General features: G+C 52.2%; 20 protein-coding genes, 2 tRNA genes and 1 riboswitch. Of the genes, 18 read left to right on the top strand and 4 right to left on the bottom strand.

The window, feature by feature from the left end; genetic code table 11:
* The first annotated feature begins 69 nt into the window (after positions 1 to 69).
* The 8 genes from E1162_RS04125 (at position 70) to E1162_RS04090 (ending at position 9,323) form a co-directional block, all read left to right on the top strand.
* Positions 70 to 2,466 (top strand): patatin-like protein, encoded by a 2,397-nt coding sequence (locus tag E1162_RS04125; RefSeq protein ID WP_155127204.1) that lies wholly within the window; start codon positions 70 to 72, stop codon positions 2,464 to 2,466.
* A gap of 97 nt (positions 2,467 to 2,563) precedes the next feature.
* On the top strand, positions 2,564 to 2,947 hold the full coding sequence (crcB, locus tag E1162_RS04120; RefSeq protein WP_155127201.1) for a fluoride efflux transporter CrcB: 384 nt from the start codon (positions 2,564 to 2,566) through the stop codon (positions 2,945 to 2,947).
* Between the two features lie 167 nt (positions 2,948 to 3,114).
* On the top strand, positions 3,115 to 4,116 hold the full coding sequence (locus E1162_RS04115; protein ID WP_155127198.1) for an RluA family pseudouridine synthase: 1,002 nt from the start codon (positions 3,115 to 3,117) through the stop codon (positions 4,114 to 4,116).
* A gap of 51 nt (positions 4,117 to 4,167) precedes the next feature.
* Positions 4,168 to 4,848, top strand: a complete 681-nt coding sequence (locus E1162_RS04110) for an HAD-IA family hydrolase (protein WP_155127195.1) — start codon at positions 4,168 to 4,170, stop codon at positions 4,846 to 4,848.
* On the top strand, positions 4,848 to 5,666 hold the full coding sequence (locus tag E1162_RS04105; RefSeq protein WP_155127192.1) for an ATP12 family chaperone protein: 819 nt from the start codon (positions 4,848 to 4,850) through the stop codon (positions 5,664 to 5,666). Before E1162_RS04110 ends, E1162_RS04105 begins: the two co-directional genes overlap by 1 nt.
* A 325-nt stretch (positions 5,667 to 5,991) precedes the next feature.
* Complete coding sequence (locus tag E1162_RS04100) at positions 5,992 to 6,831, top strand: MBL fold metallo-hydrolase (protein WP_257098649.1); 840 nt, start codon at positions 5,992 to 5,994, stop codon at positions 6,829 to 6,831.
* A gap of 289 nt (positions 6,832 to 7,120) precedes the next feature.
* On the top strand, positions 7,121 to 7,606 hold the full coding sequence (gene bfr / locus E1162_RS04095; protein WP_155127186.1) for a bacterioferritin: 486 nt from the start codon (positions 7,121 to 7,123) through the stop codon (positions 7,604 to 7,606).
* A 184-nt stretch (positions 7,607 to 7,790) separates the two neighbouring features.
* On the top strand, positions 7,791 to 9,323 hold the full coding sequence (locus E1162_RS04090) for an acyl-CoA carboxylase subunit beta (protein WP_155127184.1): 1,533 nt from the start codon (positions 7,791 to 7,793) through the stop codon (positions 9,321 to 9,323).
* Between the two features lie 70 nt (positions 9,324 to 9,393).
* Here the strand turns inward: E1162_RS04090 and E1162_RS04085 are convergent, their stop codons facing one another.
* The 3 genes from E1162_RS04085 to folB all read right to left on the bottom strand — a co-directional run bounded on the left by E1162_RS04085 (position 9,394) and on the right by folB (position 10,721).
* The gene (locus E1162_RS04085) at positions 9,394 to 9,681 is read right to left on the bottom strand and encodes a hypothetical protein (RefSeq protein WP_155127181.1); all 288 of its coding nucleotides are present in this window, start codon (positions 9,679 to 9,681) and stop codon (positions 9,394 to 9,396) included.
* A 253-nt stretch (positions 9,682 to 9,934) separates the two neighbouring features.
* Positions 9,935 to 10,237 (bottom strand): hypothetical protein, encoded by a 303-nt coding sequence (locus E1162_RS04080; protein ID WP_257098648.1) that lies wholly within the window; start codon positions 10,235 to 10,237, stop codon positions 9,935 to 9,937.
* Positions 10,238 to 10,349: 112 nt separating this feature from the next.
* Entirely contained in the window at positions 10,350 to 10,721 is a 372-nt protein-coding gene (gene folB, locus E1162_RS04075) for a dihydroneopterin aldolase (RefSeq protein ID WP_155127178.1), read from the bottom strand.
* A gap of 216 nt (positions 10,722 to 10,937) precedes the next feature.
* Here folB and E1162_RS04070 point away from each other — a divergent pair, with 216 nt between their 5' ends.
* The 6 genes from E1162_RS04070 (at position 10,938) to E1162_RS04045 (ending at position 16,217) form a co-directional block, all read left to right on the top strand.
* A complete protein-coding gene (locus E1162_RS04070; RefSeq protein WP_155127175.1) occupies positions 10,938 to 12,950 on the top strand; it encodes an acetyl-CoA carboxylase biotin carboxylase subunit in 2,013 nt (670 codons plus the stop codon).
* Between the two features lie 48 nt (positions 12,951 to 12,998).
* Positions 12,999 to 13,646, top strand: a complete 648-nt coding sequence (locus E1162_RS04065) for an HAD hydrolase-like protein (RefSeq protein WP_155127172.1) — start codon at positions 12,999 to 13,001, stop codon at positions 13,644 to 13,646.
* A 32-nt stretch (positions 13,647 to 13,678) separates the two neighbouring features.
* Positions 13,679 to 14,134, top strand: a complete 456-nt coding sequence (locus tag E1162_RS04060) for a VOC family protein (RefSeq protein ID WP_155127169.1) — start codon at positions 13,679 to 13,681, stop codon at positions 14,132 to 14,134.
* A 9-nt stretch (positions 14,135 to 14,143) separates the two neighbouring features.
* On the top strand, positions 14,144 to 14,575 hold the full coding sequence (locus tag E1162_RS04055; protein WP_155127166.1) for a gamma-glutamylcyclotransferase family protein: 432 nt from the start codon (positions 14,144 to 14,146) through the stop codon (positions 14,573 to 14,575).
* Positions 14,576 to 14,656: 81 nt separating this feature from the next.
* Positions 14,657 to 14,809: riboswitch (FMN riboswitch) on the top strand.
* A 162-nt stretch (positions 14,810 to 14,971) separates the two neighbouring features.
* A complete protein-coding gene (locus E1162_RS04050; protein ID WP_155127163.1) occupies positions 14,972 to 15,868 on the top strand; it encodes a DMT family transporter in 897 nt (298 codons plus the stop codon).
* 82 nt (positions 15,869 to 15,950) lie between these two features.
* Entirely contained in the window at positions 15,951 to 16,217 is a 267-nt protein-coding gene (locus tag E1162_RS04045) for an acylphosphatase (RefSeq protein ID WP_155127160.1), read from the top strand.
* A 27-nt stretch (positions 16,218 to 16,244) separates the two neighbouring features.
* Here the strand turns inward: E1162_RS04045 and lipB are convergent, their stop codons facing one another.
* Complete coding sequence (gene lipB, locus E1162_RS04040) at positions 16,245 to 16,979, bottom strand: lipoyl(octanoyl) transferase LipB (protein WP_155127157.1); 735 nt, start codon at positions 16,977 to 16,979, stop codon at positions 16,245 to 16,247.
* 134 nt (positions 16,980 to 17,113) lie between these two features.
* On the opposite strand from lipB, the gene E1162_RS04035 reads away from it, so the two are divergent.
* The 4 genes from E1162_RS04035 to mgtE all read left to right on the top strand — a co-directional run bounded on the left by E1162_RS04035 (position 17,114) and on the right by mgtE (position 19,661).
* The gene (locus tag E1162_RS04035; RefSeq protein ID WP_155127154.1) at positions 17,114 to 17,374 is read left to right on the top strand and encodes a FliM/FliN family flagellar motor switch protein; all 261 of its coding nucleotides are present in this window, start codon (positions 17,114 to 17,116) and stop codon (positions 17,372 to 17,374) included.
* Between the two features lie 187 nt (positions 17,375 to 17,561).
* Positions 17,562 to 17,648: transfer RNA gene (locus E1162_RS04030), tRNA-Leu, on the top strand.
* A 231-nt stretch (positions 17,649 to 17,879) separates the two neighbouring features.
* Positions 17,880 to 17,966, top strand: a tRNA-Leu gene (locus E1162_RS04025).
* A gap of 279 nt (positions 17,967 to 18,245) precedes the next feature.
* Positions 18,246 to 19,661: a magnesium transporter gene (mgtE, locus tag E1162_RS04020; protein WP_155127151.1), complete on the top strand. Its 1,416-nt coding sequence runs from the start codon at positions 18,246 to 18,248 to the stop codon at positions 19,659 to 19,661.
* Positions 19,662 to 19,774: the final 113 nt, after the last annotated feature.

The raw sequence follows: 19,774 nt of genomic DNA, 5'->3' as shown, positions 1-19,774 counted from the left end.
GCATTGCTGCAGTTCCTCTTGCTCTTGCGGGCAAATCAACGCAGAAATTGGAATGGAGGATAAGCGCAGATGAGACAGCTTGAGCTGCGACTTGCATTGGTGCTTTACGGCGGTGTTTCGCTTGCTGTTTACATGCATGGCGTAACGCGTGAGATGCTCAACCTCCAACGCGCTGCCAAGTTTGCTGAAAAAGGGTGGTCGCCCTCAGGTAAAAGCCAGATTGATGCCGACGGGCAGGAAGAGGCTATTGACCAGCGACCTCTGACGAAAAGCGCAGAAGCCTACCACCGGATTTTCTCTAGCTTTATGCCTGATATGGAGCTGCGCGTTGTTATTGACGCCATATCCGGCGCTTCCGCTGGCGGTATCAACGGTATCATGCTGGCACGGGCTTTGGCTCATGATCTGCCGCTGGATGGCCACCGTGATTTATGGCTTGAGAGGGCCGACATTAGCTGGCTAAGCCAAAAGCCAAAGGGCATGAGCCAGTATGTTAAGTCGCTCAGCGTGCCGGTTATCCGCAAGGTGTTTGGTTTAACCGTCGAGAATGTGCCTGAAGATCGTGAGGTTAGAGCCAAGCTCAACCTGTTCATGCGACAGCGCTGGTTTGCCCCGCCTTTCTCCGGCTCCCGCTTTACGGGTTGGATGCTTGATGCTTGCCGCCAGATGGAGAAGTTCAATCGGGGCGGAACGCTTATCCCTCAGGGCCAGTCACTCGATTTGTTTGCTACGCTGACCGATTTTCACGGAACGCGCCGGCGTATCAAACTGTACGACCCGCCATTCATCGAAGAGATTGACCACCGCAAGATACTGGGTTTTAGAGCAACGAACTCCGAGCCTCTCGATCTTGAAAGTCAGATGGACTTCAAGAGCATTCCGGATATCGTGTTTGCTGCTAGAGCTAGTTCGTCTTTCCCTGGTGCTTTTGCGCCCATGACCATTGCAGAGATGGACCGCGTGTTGGAGCATAAAGGGCTTGCTTGGCCGCACCGGCGTTCCTTCATTCGCGATGTTCTTGACGAAGATGAAGAGAGTGGACGCAGCCAGCTCTATATCGACGGCAGCGTGGTGATGAACAAGCCTTTCCGTCCTGTCATCGAGGCGATTGTTGATCGTCCGGCAGTGCGGCAGGTGGTGCGCCGCGTTGTTTATGTTGATCCGCGCCCTTCAGCAATCGGCGGGGATGTCCCTTTCGGTGAAATGCAGGAGCCGGGTTTCTTCCGCTCTATCGTTGCTTCTCTTGCTCACATTCCGCGCAATGAGCCGATTGGCGATGAACTTGAAGAAATCGAGATCATCAACCAGCGCTCGCGCAGGGCACAGGCCGTCATTGTCGCCGCTGGTCCGCAAGTGAAAGCGGAGTTGAGTAAAATCCTCGGTCCCAAATTTGCGCTTCCCAAGACAGCAGAGCAAATGACGCTGACCCGCCGAAAGGCAAACCAGCAGGCGCAAATCAACGCCGGATTTTCTTACGCCGGATACCCGCAGCTTAAGCGGGAGCGACTGGTGCACAAGGTCGCCAAGCTCCTCAAGCACCTTGCAGCCCAAGCTGGTGTTGAGCAAACGACCGAGGCCTTGCAAGGTGCAATCTCCCGCTATCTGGAAGAGGAGAGTGTTCATGACCCGCTTTACGGAAACGGGCTTAATGACCGGCTGCTGACTTTCTTCCGCGGGCTTGATGTTGACTACCGCGTACGGCGGTTGCGCTTCGTCATCGGCACGCTGAATAATCTTTACGGCACCAAGCAGTTCATCAATAACGAGATTGGCATCAAAGAGCTGAACTCGTTGAAGGGCGTGGTCTACGAACAGATCTCCAACCTGCGGCTTCGCTGGGAAGAAAAGTTCTACGGTGAACCTTCTCCGGTCCTTGCTGAACTTGTTCAAACGATGCCTGATAGTGAAGATGCTGTTCGCGATGGGTTGGCGCTCGCCGCAAAACTCATGGGGTTGCAAGACCTCGATCAGTTGCACGATGAAATGATCTTCCAGACCTGCCATATCATGGGTAAAGGCGGCGGATTTTGCGGAATTTCCGAGGCCTACTTGGGTTTTGCGTTTTATGACGTTATAACGCTGCCAGTTCAGCAGTCCTTCGAGTTTCCCGAGATCGGAGAAATCGAGGTTGAGCGCATCAGTCCTGTCGATGCCCGTGCCCTTGGAACAGAGGCAGGGCAACTCAAAGGTATTCGTCTTCAGTCATTTGGTGCCTTCTTTAACAGGAGGTGGCGCGAGCATGATTACCTGTGGGGCCGTCTTCACGCCGCAGAGCGTCTCATCAATCTTTTGATGGAAACGTGTCAGTTGGCAGCGATTGCTGAAGGGGATGCATTGGAAGAGCGGCGCAACAGTGCTCTCAAAGAGGCATTTCTTGCGATTCTCGAAGAAGAAGAGCCGCACCTCAAGGCTGATCCAGATCTGATTGATCGATGCAGGCAGCTACTAAAAGAAAAGCTTGGTTGAATAGCACAGTGCCGTTAAAGGGGTGTGCGAAGTCCCGTGTTGCCAAGCCATAATAAGAGTAAGGGACACAACAGCGAATTTGGACGAAGACCACCCGATGAAACACTTGCTCCTAGTTGCCCTTGGCGGCGGAATGGGCGCAGCTTGTCGCCATATGATTTCACTGGCGTATCTGCGTTACCTTGGACCTGCCTTTCCATGGGGAACGATAACCGTCAACATACTAGGCTCGCTCATTATGGGCATTTTTGTAGAGGTTCTGGCGCAGAAGCTGAACGGTTCCAACGAACTACGCTTCCTTATTGCGACGGGTTTTCTTGGCGGCTTTACGACCTTTTCCAGCTTCTCACTGGATGTTGCTGTTCTTTGGGAACGCGGTGAGCCGTGGCTGGCCTTTATCTATGTTACAGCATCTGTCGTGCTTTCAATTGGCGCGCTTTTCTGCGGTCTTGCAGCAACGCGCCACTTCTTCGCGGCCTAACGGTAGCAGGCACAATCCGACGATGTTTTTGAGGCGCTGGGCGGTTAGGGTCTTGCACTTTAAGCCGGAGCCTGTCACATGGTGCCAAGAATTTTTATAGAAGAAAAATGCCCGCTTGCGCCCATACGCAATGCAGGAGGCATACAAGAACTCAAGGACCCCGTTTGATGAGCGGCATTACACAAAAGAAAGTGGTGCGTGACGAGGGCGGCATGCGCCTCGACCGTTGGTTCAAGGTCCACTATCCGGATCTTGGCTTTGGCCGCTTGCAAAAACTGCTGCGCACCGGTCAGGTCCGTCTGGACGGAAAGCGCGCTGATACCTCCACCCGAGTGATCGAGGGCCAGATGGTCCGAATCCCGCCGCTGGGTGTGACGGTACAGGCCGATGACCGCAAGAACGCCAAGCCGATGTCCCGCAAGCTTGTAGAAAGCGATCGTCAGGCAATCGAACAGATGGTGCTGTTTGAAGACCGTGACGTAATGGTTTTGAACAAGCCTGCCGGTCTTGCAGTGCAGGGCGGCTCAGGCGTGAACCGTCACCTTGACGGCATGCTGGACGCATTTGCAGATCGTAACGGCAACAAGCCACGCTTGGTACACCGTTTGGACCGTGAAACCTCTGGTGTCATTCTGGTTGCGAAGACCCGTAAGGCTGCGCAGGAACTGACCAAAGCGTTCCGCCATCGCAATACGCGCAAGATTTACTGGGCAATGGTTGCTGGTATTCCTAAGCCGCGTAACGGCCGCATCTCGACCTACATGGGCCGTGATGAGTCTGGTGAGAAGATGGAAGTCGTAAAGCACGGCTCTGATGACGCGCAGCACGCAGTGAGTCACTACAAGGTGGTGGAGCAGTCTGGCCAGAAGCTGGCATGGATTGCTATGCGTCCTGTTACCGGTCGTACTCACCAGCTGCGTGTTCATGCTGCACATATGAATCACCCGATCATTGGTGATCCGAAGTACTTCAACATCATGAACTGGGATCTGCCGGGCGGTATCCAGAATAAGCTGCACTTGCTTGCGCGCCGTATCATCATTCCTCATCCATCTGGTCAGGGTGAGATCGATGTTTCCGCGCCGCTGCCTCCGCACATGCAGCAGACATGGAACCTGCTTGGTCTTTCCGTTGATGACTACGACCCGGACCTTCACGAGCCGGATTGATAAAAAACGGTTGGCTGGCATCTGCTCGCCAACAATCGGGATGTCACGTGCATGTATCTGATCGTATTTGATTGTGACGGAACGCTGGTCGACGGCCAGCATTCTGTTTTACAGGGTATTGAGGTTGGCTTTGAGGCAGTGGGTTTGGCTGCGCCTGACCGTGACGCTGTGGTTGATACGATTGGCTTGTCGCTTGATCATGCGATTGCCCAGCTAGCTGGGCCGGAGCATTATGATCTAGTGCCGCAGATCTCCGAGGCTTTTCGTAGAGAAAAGCTCTCTCGTAGAGCGCTGAACCTAGACTATGATCCGCTCTATCCAGGCGTTGTAGAAGTGCTGCAGGAGCTTGCGGCAATGGACAACGTGCTGCTGGGTATTGCAACGGGCAAGCATATGCGCGGCGTGAAGCACATGATTGACGTGCATGGTCTGCACAACATGTTCGTGACCATTCAAACTGCTGACCGTGCCCCTTCCAAGCCCAATCCGGGTATGTTGCTTCAGGCGATGGGAGAGACAGGCATTGAAGCAAACAATACCGTCATGGTGGGCGATACCACCTACGATATGTTGATGGCCCGCAATGCGGGTGTGCATGGCATTGGCGTGAGCTGGGGCTATCACAAGCGGCGCGAATTGGTGCGCGCCGGCGCGGGCCACGTTATCGATCGATTCAGTACATTGGTCCCAACCTTGAAAGAGGTTTTGGACTGGGCAGAGGAAGTCGCGTAATGCGTGAGATTTTTGAACAACTCGCAGAAGATATTGCCAAGGGTCCGGTTGATCCGGTTGAACGGGCGAAGGAACTTTCCCGCCGTGAACTGCCTAAGCGCTTCTATGAACTTGTAAGCGTTGAAGAACGCGATGGTGCTTTCGCAATTTTGCTTGATGGCCGCACTGTTAAAACTCCTGGCCGCCGTGCGCTGAGTTTTGACCGTGAGCATGTGGCTGAAGCCGTTGCAGCTGAGTGGGAACTGCAGGACAAGATGATTGACCCTGCAACAATGCCACTGACACGTCTTGCACACTCCGCTATCGACGCGGTTGCCGACCGCTTTGACGAAGTTGCTGACGAAGTAACCCGTTATGCGGGCAACGATGCTGTTTGTTACCGTGCCGATGCGCCTCAGGAGCTCGTTGCACGCCAAACCCAGCATTGGGATCCGGTGGTTGCTTGGGCGAATGAACGTCTGGGCGGCAAATTCCAGCTGATCGGCGGTCTTATTCATCAGCCGCAGGAGGAAGTGCTTCTGAAAAACTACCGCGAAGCGCTCAACAAATTCACACCGCTGGAGCTTTCCGCAATCCATACTGTTACCAGCATTACCGGTTCCGCACTCTTTGCGCTCGGTCTTGCTGAAAAGGCGTTTGATGATGACGCCGTATGGGCTGCTGCGTTTGTTGATGAAGACTGGAATGCAGAGCAGTGGGGACAGGATAGCGAAGCTATTCGTGTTCGCAACTACAAGCAGGATGAGTTCCTTGCCTCTGCCTTGGTATTGGCTGATACACCGGAAGAAATCGGCGCAGACGTTGTAATCTCCGAATAATCCTAGTGATATTCATCATAGTTTTAAGGCGGGCTGTTTATGCAGTCCGCTTTTTTTATTGGTCTTCCTTGCAAGTCTTTCCCGTGTCTATTAATCAAAATACCGTATAGGGGCGCTGCTAGTGCGCTCACCTTAATTTGGTAAAGACATGGCATTGCGTAAGACTTCTTCTTTCAAGAACCCTTATTATCAAGGCCCGGTGAGTGATCACTTTGATGGGGAACGCTTTTTTTGCCCTTGGCAATCAATGGGCAATACATGGCGTGATCTGCTGCGGTGGAAATTCAAAGAGCTAGATAATCCGTGGCCGAAGAGAAGAAGCGTAATGCAGGTAGCGCCTCCACCGCGTGTGGATGGTAGCCTTTTGCGGGTGACGGCGGTTGGGCATGCCACCTACCTTTTGCAGTTGGACGGCTTGAATATTCTAACTGATCCGGTTTGGGCTGAACGGGCAGGGCCGTTTTCAATTGCTGGTCCTAAAAGGATTTCCCAGCCCGGTATTGCGTTCCAAGACTTGCCGAAGATTGACGTCGTTCTGCTTTCCCATAACCATTACGACCACATGGACCTGCCGACACTTGCCAAGCTCTGGCATAAGTTCCGGCCCAAGATTGTAACGCCCCTTGGCAATGGCGCATTGCTCAAAGGACAAGACAAGGCGATAGAGTGCTACGAGCTTGATTGGGATGAAACCCTTCGCATCAACGATGAGTGCTCGGTAACACTTCTACCAACGCAGCATTGGTCTTCAAGAAACGGGAAGGACCGATGTGCGGCTCTATGGGGCGGGTTCGGCATCAAATGCGCCAGTGGCTCCATCTACTTTGCTGGTGATACGGGCTTTGGAAAGGGCTATCCGTTCATTCGAGCTGCCGAACAAATGGGGCCGATTGATGTGGCGTTACTGCCAATTGGCGCTTACGAGCCCCGCTGGTTTATGGAGTTTGCTCATATGAATCCGGAGGAGGCTGTTTCCGGTTTCAACCTCTTGGGAGCGCGATACGCCGTCGGGTATCACTTTGGTACTTTCAAGCTCACCAACGAGCCGATAGACGAGCCGGTGGCACGCCTACACGATGCTGTAAAGAAGCAGGGAATCTCGCCCAAGCGCTTCCGCGCTCTGTTGCCAGCTCAGCATTGGGATATATCTCTGCTGAAGGACTAGGTGGCGCCTCGTCATTTTACACAGTTTTCCCGAGTATCTGGTGGTAGGTACTAACCCCTTAGTGTGCCGGCCTTGATGAGCGTCAGTATTCGATTCTGCCTTCGCGGAATTATGATCTTATGGCTATTCCCTCTGCGTAATACATCTGTCAGTGGAGATATTTTAGTGTGACGCCTTGCGTTGACATGGCGTGCGCTGGGTCCTTTCATAGGTGCCAGTGATGCGCCTAACACGTTGTTTCCAATGGCAGAAGGCGTACAAGTCTGATTTGAAAATATGCGGAGTTCCTATGAAAAATAACGAGAAGGTCATCGCCCGACTGAATGAAGCCCTGAGGCTGGAGCTGGGTGCTGTTAATCAGTACTGGCTGCACTACAGACTTCTTGAGGATTGGGGCTTTGCCAAGCTTGCGAAGAAGGAACGCGAAGAATCCATCGAAGAAATGCAGCACGCTGATAAAATCATCGAGCGCATTTTGTTCCTTGGTGGTCATCCAAATCTGCAGACAATCGCGCCATTGAAAATTGGCAGCGACATCAAGGAAGTGCTTGAGGCCGATCTCGCTGGAGAGTTCGACGCTCGCAAATCCTACAGCGTGTCCCGCGAGATCTGCGATCAGGAAGGCGACTACGTTTCTATGAAACTATTTGATGAGCTGCTTGCTGATGAAGAAGGGCACATCGATTTCCTTGAAACGCAGCTGGAGCTTCTGGCGAAAATTGGCATTGCAAACTACGGCATGCTGAACGCTGTTTCTGCTGATACTGCAGAGTAATAGAGCGAACATTTCTTATAGTGTGTATCTAGGGCAGGCTACAAAATAGTCTGCCCTTTTTCTTTGCTGATTTAGCGAAGAACCCAGCAGTATCTTATCCAACTCAAACAAACGGATTACTGGTCTTACTGCTTCTTTACGTGTTACGACGTACGCGCGATTCAATGGGAATGGGTTAGTTGCGATGAAAGAGGTGATCTTAGAGCTGGAACGTCGTCGTGCGCAGGCTGAACTTGGGGGAGGTCAGCGACGCATTGATGCTCAGCATAAACGGGGCAAGCTGACAGCTCGCGAACGTATCGAAACTCTTCTGGATGAAGGTTCATTCGAAGAATACGATATGTTCAAGATACACCGCTGTTCTGACTTCGGCATGGAAGATGCCCATATTCCGGGCGATGGCGTTGTAACGGGCTGCGGTACCATTAATGGCCGTACTGTTTACGTCTTCTCCAAGGACTTTACGGTTTTTGGCGGCTCCCTTTCCGAGACACATGCAGAAAAAATCACCAAGCTGCAGGACATGGCTTTGCAGAATCGCGCACCGATTATTGGCATTTTTGATGCTGGTGGTGCGCGTATTCAGGAAGGCGTTGCAGCGCTTGGCGGTTACGGTGAAGTATTCTGGCGCAACGTACAAGCATCCGGCGTGATTCCGCAGATCTCTGTGATTATGGGGCCATGTGCTGGCGGTGATGTTTATTCTCCGGCAATGACCGACTTCATCTTCATGGTGCGTGATACATCCTACATGTTTGTGACCGGCCCTGATGTTGTGAAGACAGTGACGAACGAGACTGTAACAGCAGAAGAGCTGGGCGGGGCGTCGGTTCACACCGTCAAGTCGTCTATTGCAGATGGCGCTTATGACAATGACATCGAAGCACTGCTTCAGATTCGTCGTCTTGTCGATTACCTGCCGATGAACAATCAGGCGGCCATTCCTGAGCTTTCTGTTTATGATGATCCTGCGCGTATCGAGGAAAACCTTGATACTCTGGTGCCGGACAACCCGAATAAACCTTACGACATGCGAGAGCTTATTCTCAAAACGGTCGATGAAGGCGATTTCTTCGAGATTCAGGAAAGCTTTGCTGGCAACATCATTACGGGCTTTGGCCGCATAGAAGGCCGAAGTGTTGGTATCGTTGCGAACCAGCCGATGGTTCTTGCTGGTGTGCTTGATAGTGATGCGAGCCGTAAGGCCGCTCGTTTCGTTCGCTTTTGTGATTGCTTTGGTATTCCGGTTGTTACCTTTGTTGATGTTCCGGGCTTCCTGCCAGGTACTGCACAGGAGTACGGCGGGCTTATCAAGCATGGCGCGAAGCTTCTGTTTGCCTATGCCGAGGCAACTGTTCCTAAGATCACTGTCATTACGCGTAAGGCATATGGCGGGGCGTATGACGTGATGAGCTCCAAGCACATCCGTGGTGACGTCAATTATGCTTGGCCTTCCGCTGAAATCGCGGTTATGGGCGCGAAAGGTGCGACTGAGATTCTCTATCGCTCCGAGCTAGACCAGTCGGAGAAGATTGCCGAGCGTACAGCTGATTATGAAGAGCGGTTCGCGAACCCGTTTGTTGCGGCAGAGCGTGGTTACATTGATGAGGTCATCCTGCCTCACACGACACGCAAGCGTCTCTCTAGAGCTTTGGCGATGCTGAGAACCAAAAAGGCCGAGATGCCTTGGCGAAAGCATCCAAACATTCCGCTTTAACGAAAAATGGCCAGCTAGATTAGCTGGCCATTTGCTTTCGGGGGAGGAGCATCAGTTCATTCCAGGCTTATTAGTTGCCTGAATTCTTTTCCTGACAAACGTCAATGTGGCAAGTGTTGGAGTCTAGGGTTGGTACGGACTGGCTTACAGCCTGTTCGGTTGGGTTGCAGTAGTAACCGTTTGCTACATAGCGATTGTAAAGCTGATCACCAGTAAACAGGAGTGTGCTACCTTCATGCTGTACGTAAGACTGTGCCTGTGAGCAGCTCATGTGGCGTGTGTCAAGGTTATCTGCACTTGCAGCTAGTGGCATTGCTACGGTTGCGATGAGGGCCAGTGCGCCGAATACTTTTTTCATTGTGTGTTCCTTCATTCCTTTGGTTCTTATGTTTTTTCTGCGAAGACTTGTTCTTGTTTTTGTTTGTCTTCGATGTTTCAAATATCGTTTTAAACTATTGCGGAGATTGGGCTCGCCCAAGGCAAATTTGTGATTATGTATTGGTCAATTTAAGGTTAGTAACAGTCTGACAGTATATCTTTATGGTTGTGATGATCGTCACAAAGAAAAAGGCCGAAAATCCGGCCTTTTTGCTGCATTTATGAATCGTTTTTCAGTCAAATATATTCCAGCGATCTGCTGGACGGCATGTATATGCTATCGGGCAGTCTTTTCTATCACGGGTTGGTACCCACGCAGGGTCCAGAACTTCCGCGTATTGGCAAAACTGCAAGCTGGCCACGTAGCGATCATAGGTCCGCTGGCCCGTGGATAGAACGATTGCGCCTTGCTGGCGAACAAGGTTCTGGGCCTGCTGACACGTCATCGTCCGGGTATCCGGCCTTTGCGCGTAGCTGGTGAGGGGCACGAGGATTGCTGCTAGGGCTACGCCCAGCTTTAGAGTTCGGGACGTCATTTTTCAGTCCTTTGCGCACAGTTTCGGCTTTTCGCCGTTTGGTATTTTTTACCGTGGCACAGGTTCGCCTATCAGCCTGTTTCCAAAGTCCGTTTGTTTTTAACTTTCTGCTTTAAACGGCATCTGGGCGATGGCGGGTTAGCTCTACGCTGAACATGCCAGCATGAACCGGAACCGGTGCTCCCGGTTTTCTGACCGTGATCTTAACAGTTGCAATGCGCTTGTCCAATTGGAACACAGCTTCGCAAATTGCTCCAGCAAGACGCTCAATGAGATTGAAGCGTTCTTGGGTGACAACGCGCTCAACCGTTTCTGCAATAGAGCCGTAGCAAATCGTCTGGGCATAGTCGTCGCTGATGGAAGCCTCGGTGAGGTCTGCATAGCAGGAGAGGTCTACCTCGAAACGCTGGCCGAGTTTTGCCTCTTCCTCATAAAGACCGTGACGGGCAAAGAAGGACAGATTGGTTAGGTGAATGGCGTCCATGACGTAAACCAGTGCTTATGTGAAGTTAGAATCAAGTGCTCCGCTGCTGGGTGGCAATGGGCAATACAGCGGTAGAACATGACGTATCTGGAGTTATGTTCAACGCCCTTATCGTCCGCAGAGGCATTTTTTCACGATCTTCGCCCTTTTGCGAGGTTGAACACATCCGTATGCACCCTTACAAATCCAACACAAATGCTCTAAGGGATTATGCTGATGTTTGCTAAAATTCTTATTGCCAACCGGGGGGAAATCGCTTGCCGCGTTATTAAAAGCGCACGGGCGATGGGCATAAAGACGGTGGCCGTATATTCCGATGCTGACAAGGACGCTCTACACGTAGAGATGGCCGATGAGGCAGTTCATGTTGGTCCTGCAGCTGCAGCAGAATCCTATCTTGTGATTGACCGTATCGTTGAGGCTTGTAAGCAAACGGGCGCCGAAGCGGTTCATCCTGGATATGGCTTCCTTTCCGAGCGGGCGGAGTTTGCTGACCGCCTCGCCAAGGAAGGTATCGTGTTTATTGGTCCGAACCCAAAAGCTATTGAAGCTATGGGTGACAAGATCACATCCAAGAAATTTGCAGCCGATGCAGGTGTTTCAACAGTTCCAGGCTACATGGGGCTGATTGAAAACGCCGAGGATGCCGTGCGCATTGCTGGCGAAATCGGTTACCCAGTGATGATCAAGGCTTCCGCTGGTGGCGGCGGCAAAGGTATGCGTATCGCGTGGAACGCGGAAGAAGCGAGTGAAGGTTTCGACCGCGCGCGCTCCGAGGCGATTAATTCCTTCGGTGATGATCGTATCTTCATTGAAAAGTTCATTGAAAGCCCGCGCCACATCGAAATTCAGGTGATGGGCGACAAGCACGGCAATGCCATCTACCTTGGCGAGCGTGAGTGTTCCATTCAGCGCCGTAACCAGAAGGTTATCGAAGAAGCGCCAAGCCCGTTCGTTGATGAAGAAATGCGTGCGCGCATGGGTGAGCAGGCAGTGGCTCTTGCTAAGGCTGTTGACTATGACAGCGCGGGAACGGTGGAGTTCGTTGTAGGGCAGGACAAAGGCTTCTACTTCCTTGAAATGAACACCCGTCTGCAGGTGGAGCATCCGGTTACCGAGCTTATTACAGGTATTGACCTTGTTGAGCAGATGATCCGCGTTGCTGCTGGCGAAAAGCTGGGGCTTTCCCAAGGCGATGCTCAGCTGCGTGGCTGGGCTGTTGAAAGCCGCATTTACGCAGAAGATCCATATCGTAACTTCCTGCCGTCCATTGGGCGTTTAACGCGCTACAGCCCACCAGCTGAAGGGCAGCGTAGCGGCTATCTGGTGCGTAACGATACCGGCGTTGTGGAAGGCTCCGAGATCTCCATGTTCTACGATCCGATGATCGCGAAACTGGTGACCTATGCTGAGACCCGCGCAGAAGCAATTGAAGGAATGAGCGAAGCGCTGGATGGCTTTATCGTTGATGGCATCCAGCACAACGTTCCGTTCCTCTCCGCGCTTATGAAGCATGACCGTTGGCGCTCTGGCGAGATCTCAACCAACTTCATCGCCGAAGAATATCCTGATGGCTTTGAACCGGCGCAGCCGGATGAAAAAGCAGTCGGCATTCTGGCCTCTGTGGCGCTTTCAATGACTTTGATCGAGCGTGAGCGGCTGGACCACCTGCCGGGCCGCCTGCGTCCGCATTCCGGGTACACCCGACCGCATTGGGTTGTGAAGGTTGGCAAAGAGAAGCGTGAGCTCCTCGTTGAGGAAGGCTTCCCGGCAACACCAATCGATCTGGATATCAAGGTGGATGGCGGTGCATCCCGTTCCCTGCGCTCTGACTGGGCTCCGGGTGACAAGCTTTGGAGCGGTACCATCGGCAACGAGAAGGTTGTGGTGCAGGTGCGTCCGATCAAGAATGGCTACCAGCTAGACTGGCAGGGGCTATCCGTCGAGACACGCGTGATGACACCGCGCATTTCCGAGCTTGAAGACTTGATGCCGGAGAAAATTGCGCCGGATACATCGAACCTCTTGCTCTGCCCAATGCCTGGGCTAGTTGTTTCCATCAATGTTCAAGAAGGGCAGGAAGTTAAAGCCGGTGAGGCGCTTGCTGTTGTTGAAGCAATGAAGATGGAAAACGTGCTTCGCGCAGAACGTGATTGTGTGGTAAACGCCATTAAGGCAACGCAGGGTGACAGCCTTGCCGTTGACGAAATAATCATGGAATTTCAATAGGCGAGTGCCCTAGTAAGTGGGGCGCTCTTTTCTGCAAAGGCCGCCCCCTTGAAAACCCTTCTGTTTGATCTCGACGGAACCTTGACGGATCCGTTCGTGGGTATCACCACGAGTATTCAATACGCCCTTGAAAAACTTGGTGCTCCTGTCCCTTCCAACGAGGAATTGGGCTTTTGTATAGGGCCGCCGTTGACAGAAGGTTTCTCCCAAATCCTCGGGACAAAAGACCAAGAGGTGTTGGACAAAGCAGTTGCTTTGTACCGCGAGCGTTACTCCACCATTGGATTGTTCGAGAACCACGTCTACGACAATATTCCAAAAGTCCTTGATCGGTTTCGTGGCAGAGGTCACCGTCTCTTCGTGTGTACATCCAAGCCTCACGTTTTCGCCAATCGCATCCTTGAGCACTTCGAGTTGGATTGCTTTTTTGAAAAGGTCTACGGGCCGGAGTTTGATGGTACCTTTGGCAATAAGGCCGATCTCCTGCGCCATATTCTAGAAACGGAAAAACTGACCAATACAAACTGCGTGATGATTGGTGATCGTAAGCATGATTTGCTTGCAGCTTCAGCCAATGGTGTGACGGGGCTAGCGGTGAGCTGGGGGTATGGTTCTGTTGAGGAGCTTACCGAATTTGGCGCAGCTGCCATCGTCAACGATCCATTGGAGCTGGAGGCGGCTATTTCCTCTCTTTAGCCGCTGAGTTGTCGTCCTTTGCGGGGGAGGGGATGGTTCATCGCGGCTTTCAGGTATGCTCTCTCGGTGAGATAGCTCTGCGTACACATCGCATGCTGGATATGGTTGGCTTTTATAGGGATATATTGGGGCTTCCCTCATTGCCGGGGCCTTATCCAGCAGGTACGCATTTCTTTTCGCTAGGAGGCGAGGCGGGTTCTTCCGGCATTTTGGCGTTGTATGATGCTCGCCTGCATCCGCGTGAGTTTCGGGCAGGCGTTGTTGAGCGTAGAACCTCCTCCCTGCATCATCTTGCCTTGCGTATTCCACTAGAAGAGCAAGAGGCGTTGGTTAGCTGGTATGAGGCCAACGAGCTTGAATACCACATTGAAACATTTGACTGGATCGGCTCGCGCGGTGTCTTTACCCAAGACCCTGATGGCAATACAGTCGAGCTCGTCGCCTATGACGAGGTAAGAGTAAAGCCTATTGAGGCTGCCCAGCTTTAGAGAATTAGAATGCCCCTTTATTTTGCTTATGGTCGCTTGATGGACCCTGAAGAAATGGCAAAGCGCAGTGCGCGGGCCAAAGCGATTGGTCCTGCTATGCTTGAAGGGTTCAAGTTCATTGTGACCAAAGAAGGCGCGCCATCTGTTCTTAAAGCCGTTGGCTGCGTGACCCACGGCGTTCTGTGGGATTTGCCAATTAGCGGTGTTGCTGCTGTTGATGGGAGCGAGGCTCTTTTCAGAAGAGCGCAAGACAAAGTGCTGCTCAATATTCGCTCTGGGACTACAAGCCGCAAGGCGCTTGTCTACATCAGCTGTAATCGCCAGAAGGGCTCACCAAACCCGAAAGGTTTTGGCGGCATTTGTGAAGCTGCAAAGCATTGGGAGCTGCCAGAGCTCTATCAAGAAGAGCTGGCGGGCTGGGCAAAACGGCTGCCTGCTTAATATTTCAGGCATACTGAAAAAAGATGTCGCCTGCCGGTAATATCCCTGATAAATAGAGGGTGTTCACTTATGAACACAAAACATAGTTCTCAGGGCGGGGTGAAAGTCCCCACCGGTGGTAATCTGGTTTCCAGTTAGTCCACGAGCGCTTGCTCCTGTTTTATGCAGGCAAGGTCAGCAGATCCGGTGTAACTCCGGAACCGACGGTTATAGTCCGGATGAAAGAGAAGAGAATAGGAAGCAAGTTGCGCCGTAGGTTTGCTGCAGGCGTGGCTTTGTGGGCCTATGCGTCCTGATTCAATTAAGGGGCCTTATGCCGTGTATCGGCGATAAGGGTTGGATCAGTTAGATGAAATTTGTTTCGTTTGGTTTTGTTAAGCGCGTGCGGGGTGGTCTATGAGTGAGATCACATCAACCGGATTTACGCGTTCTTCTTCCATAATTGGTGCTGCTTGGCTGGTGCTGGCTGGCTCTGCTTTTGCGTTTGCTAACGTTGCTATGCAGTGGAGCACGATGGTGCTGGGCATGGGTTCTGCCAGTGCAACGTTCTGGCAGTACTTCATTGGCTTTTTGATTATGCTGCCGATGGTCTGGCGTTTAGGCTTTTCAGCGCTAAAGACAAAGCGGCCGGTTCTTCATCTTGTGCGTGTTGTTTTGGCAGCGCTGGGCGTTCAGGCTTGGGTTGCTGGCCTTTCATCGGGCGTGCCTATCTGGCAGTCTATCGCGCTGGTTATGACTTCCCCGTTCTTTGTAACGATTGGTGCAAGTCTCTTTCTTGGCGAAAGTGCGGGGCTAAAGCGCTGGGTAGCAACGGCAACCGGCTTTGCTGGGGGCATGATTATTCTTGCGCCGTGGTCTGATGCGTTTACCTACAACGCGGTTTGGCCAATCGTTGCCGCTTTTTTGTGGGGTAGCTCGGTACTGTGTATGAAGGCGCTTGAGCAGGATGAAAGCCCTCAAAGTGTAACGCTCTACCTTCTGCTGTTTATGGTGCCTATCAACCTTGCCTTGGCCGCTGGTACCGGCTTTGAGATGCCTGAAACTTCGACACTATGGATGCTCTTGATTGCTGCCGGTATTCTTGGCGCCATTGCCAATGGTGCGCTTGCTCTTGCCTACAGCAAGGCAGAGGCTGCCTTCTTGCAGCCGTTTGATCACATCAAGCTTCTGCTCAATGTTGCGTGTGGCTTCGTCTTTTTCGGCTGGGTACCACCGGGCAACCTCTGGATTGGTGCATTCCTGATTATTGCTGCCTCGCTTTACCTTGTACGCAGCGATGATGCTCGAACATAAGTGCTAGCGTGATCAGATTGTAATCTACGTAAAATAGATTAGTGTCTGGTTGCGCAGGCAACCAATCAGGAGACCAATACGCATGCAGAGCCTACACATCTCGATTTCTGGAAGAGTTCAGGGTGTGGGTTATCGTGCGTGGTTTTTGGAAAAAGCCCGAGGTCTAGGGCTTTCCGGTTGGGTGAAGAATTGCGATGACGGCCGTGTTGAGGCCGTCATTAGCGGGCCCTATGACAAGGTTGAGGCGCTTATTCTTGCTGCCCATCAAGGCCCGACGTTTGCTCGTGTTGATGGTGTGGAGCGTATTGGCGAGCCTGAAGTCTTCGAAGGGCCTTTTGAAGTACGCTAGGCCTTTCGAGAGTTTTCTTTATTAAAACTACGAGAATTCCGGCTCTGCCAAACCGGATGGTCCGATAACCCGTACTGGGCCGAAAATTTCCTCAAACTGTTGCTTCATTACCGAGTCCACTTCGGCCATAGATACCAAGTGTCCAAGGTCCACGAAGCTTGTTACGCCGTGCTGGGAGATCCCGCAGGGTACAATGCCACTGAAGTGCTCTAGTTCTGGCTCTACGTTGATGCTGATGCCGTGGAAGCTGACCCACTTGCGAAGACGGATGCCGATGGCGGCAATCTTATCTTCAACGCCCGCACTCTTTTCCGGTCGTCGTACCCACACGCCAACACGGTCTTCACGGCGCTCGCCGGTGATGTTGTGCTCGTCTAGCGTGGAGATGATCCATGCCTCAAGGGCCGCGATAAAGGCGCGAATGTCTTCTTTGCGGCGTTTTAGATCCAGCATGACATAGGCAACGCGCTGGCCTGGGCCGTGATAGGTGTACTGGCCGCCCCGACCTGTTTCGTAAACCGGAAAGCGATCTTTCGCGATCAAGTCTGACGGGTCTGCGCTGGTGCCTGCTGTATAAAGAGGTGGGTGCTGAAGCAGCCATACCCGCTCTGGAGCTTCCCCTTTGGCAATGGCGGCAACACGCTCTTCCATCTCCCTCAGTGCAACCTCATAGGGCACAAGACCATCGTCTATGACCCATTCCACTGGCTCGCCAGCTACAATGGGATGGAAATCGGTTTGAAGACTTTGTCGTTCTGCCATTGGGTTTCACTAGTTTTTTAAAATTGGGCGCCGTCGGCGGGTCAGGGTTATTTCTATGAAATTCCACTGGCATTGCAATAGGATGTTTTTTGATTCCTTTGATCGCTGCAAAAAAGACCTAAGGGGAGGGGTGCATGAGTAGGGTAGAACGTATCTCGGTGGATATTTCTGTGGTGCTTGGCAAATCAGAAATGCCCGTGCATCAACTGCTTCGAATGGGTCGTGGAGCGGTTATCGAACTAAATGCCGATGTTCATGATGATGTAGAGATCCTTGCGAACGATATTCCCATCGCCAAAGGCGAAGTGACGGTTATTGGCGATAAGGTTGGAGTGCGCATTAAAGAGGTTCTCCACCGTGCAAGCTCTGAAAAATCAACAGGTTCGGGCGAGTGATGTCAGTCTTCAGTAGGTGCTTCTGTTAATAAGTGTAGGTATTATCTCGCTGGTTTGCATGTTTTTTGGAGTTTTTGTGAAAATTCGCAGGTAAGGGTCTTGCGCAGCGGAGTCGGGTTAGTTATATCACCGCTCACCAGCCGAGAGGGCAACGCAACTGCGCTTCTCACTCGGTGCTATGACCAGTGCGGCCGTGGCGGAATTGGTAGACGCGCAGCGTTGAGGTCGCTGTGGGGTAACTCCCGTGGAAGTTCGAGTCTTCTCGGCCGCACCATTTCTCTTTGAGAGAAAACAAAAAGAACCGGCGTAAGCCGGTTTTTTTGTGCCTTAATTTCAAGACATATCCAATTTCAGATAATATTCACAGGGCTTTATCCAAAAAGCTCTGTTTAATTGGGTTTGGACACATTTTGGCTCTTGCGTAAGCTGCGGTGAGTGGCTATATCACCGCTCACCAGCCGAGAGGGCAACGCAACTGCGCTTCTCACTCGGTGCTATGACCAGTGCGGCCGTGGCGGAATTGGTAGACGCGCAGCGTTGAGGTCGCTGTGGGGTAACTCCCGTGGAAGTTCGAGTCTTCTCGGCCGCACCATCTCTCTTTAAGAGAAAATAAAAAGAACCGGCGAAAGCCGGTTTTTTTGTGCCTGCTTTCCTGAAAAGCGCTTCCAAGGCATTTTCTTCACAAAACTCCCCTAGGATTTGGCAGCAAGCATACGCATCTAAGTTGGGTGCTGAATTCTTCGCCATTGGCTTTAGTGATATTCCTTTCGTGTTTTGCGGTATTCGGATTGCTCTAATAGCCGGCGAAGAGTAAGTAATTGAACAAGAAACAAAAAACGTGCACCTGATCCCGTGAGATGAGGAGGTCCCTTTGGCAGACTTGGAACCCCTTGAAGCAACAAATGCTACCGGAACCTATCCGGATATCCGGGATGAGGAAGGCCATCTTGATTCCGACTATGTATCTGAGGTTGAACAAGCTGTAGCCTCTGGGGATCGACAGGGCGTTATCGCGCTGGCGGCAGCTCTGCATGAAGCCGATCTTGGTGATCTGCTTGAGGCTCTGCACGAGGAAGACCGCGCCCCCTTTATCACCTTGATGGGTGATGCGTTCGACTTTGTTGCTCTTACCGAAGTCGATGAGACTGTTCGCCAGCCTTTGTTGGGCGAACTTTCTGACCAGCTGGTTGCCGATGGTATCGGTGAGCTGGAGTCAGATGATGCTGTCTCCATTCTTGAGGATTTGCCTGAGGCTGAGCAGGAGAAAATTCTCGCTCGTCTTTCCAGCGTTGACCGTGTGCAAATCAAGCGGGCGCTTGAATACCCTGAGGAATCTGCTGGTCGTCTTGTTCAGACTGATTTTGTGGCGGTTCCGACTTTCTGGACAGTAGGGCAGGTGATCGATCACCTGCGCATCACCAAGGACCTGCCTGAGCGGTTCTATGAGATCTACATTGTCGATCCCGGCTTTCACCTTCAAGGCGTGGTAGCGCTTGATCGCCTGCTGACGACGCTTCGTGACACCAAGGTTTCTGCTATTACCGAAGAAACAAGCCACTTGGTGCGAGTTGATGAGGATCAGGAAGAAGTCGCGCGCCTCTTCGAACGCTATAACCTCGTTTCTGTTGCGGTGGCAGACGCCTCTGATCGGCTGGTGGGTATCATCACCATTGACGATATCGTTGACGTTATTCAAGAGGAAGCGGAAGAAGATATGCTCGCTATGGCCGGTGTTGGTGATGAAGAAATCTCCGACAGCGTGTTTGAAATTGCGCGGCTGCGTATCGGTTGGCTTGTGGTCAACGTGTTTACTGCGCTTATCTCCGCAACCGTTATTTCCATGTTTGAAGAGACAATTGAGGTCATGGTGGCGCTTGCTGTGCTCATGCCGATTGTTGCCTCCGTTGGCGGAAACCTTGGTACGCAGACAATGACGGTTTCTGTAAGAGCGTTGGCGACCAAGGACCTAGGAAAGCGCAACCTTATGCGCGTACTTCGCCGTGAAACTTTGGTGGGCGCGCTCAATGGCTTGGGCATTGGTTTGCTCGTTGGCTTTATCGCGACCATGTGGTTCCACGATATCAATATCGGGCTTGTTATCGCTACAGCTGTGCTTGGCAACGGTATTTGTGCTGGCCTGTTCGGGCTTCTTATTCCTTATGCTCTTGAAAGCCTCGGCGTTGATCCGGCAATCGCGTCTTCAGTCTTCGTTACCACTGTTACCGACGTTGTTGGTTTCTTCCTCTTCCTGTTCCTTGCTGCTGTGTGGTTCGGGCTACCGTTCTAAAGGCTTATTGGCCTTCTGTTCCATAGGCAGGGCTTAGGCGTAGTGCTACGTATCAGCTTAGGAACAGGAGGAAGAACTTGTCAGATTTTGTGGTTCGATCCCCACGCTGGGAA

Origin of the sequence: Pseudovibrio flavus, assembly GCF_009711345.1 — a bacterium.
Lineage (GTDB): Bacteria > Pseudomonadota > Alphaproteobacteria > Rhizobiales > Stappiaceae > Pseudovibrio > Pseudovibrio flavus.
The sequence above is the reverse complement of the archived record's forward strand: the minus strand, read 5'-3'. Positions and strand labels throughout refer to the sequence as shown.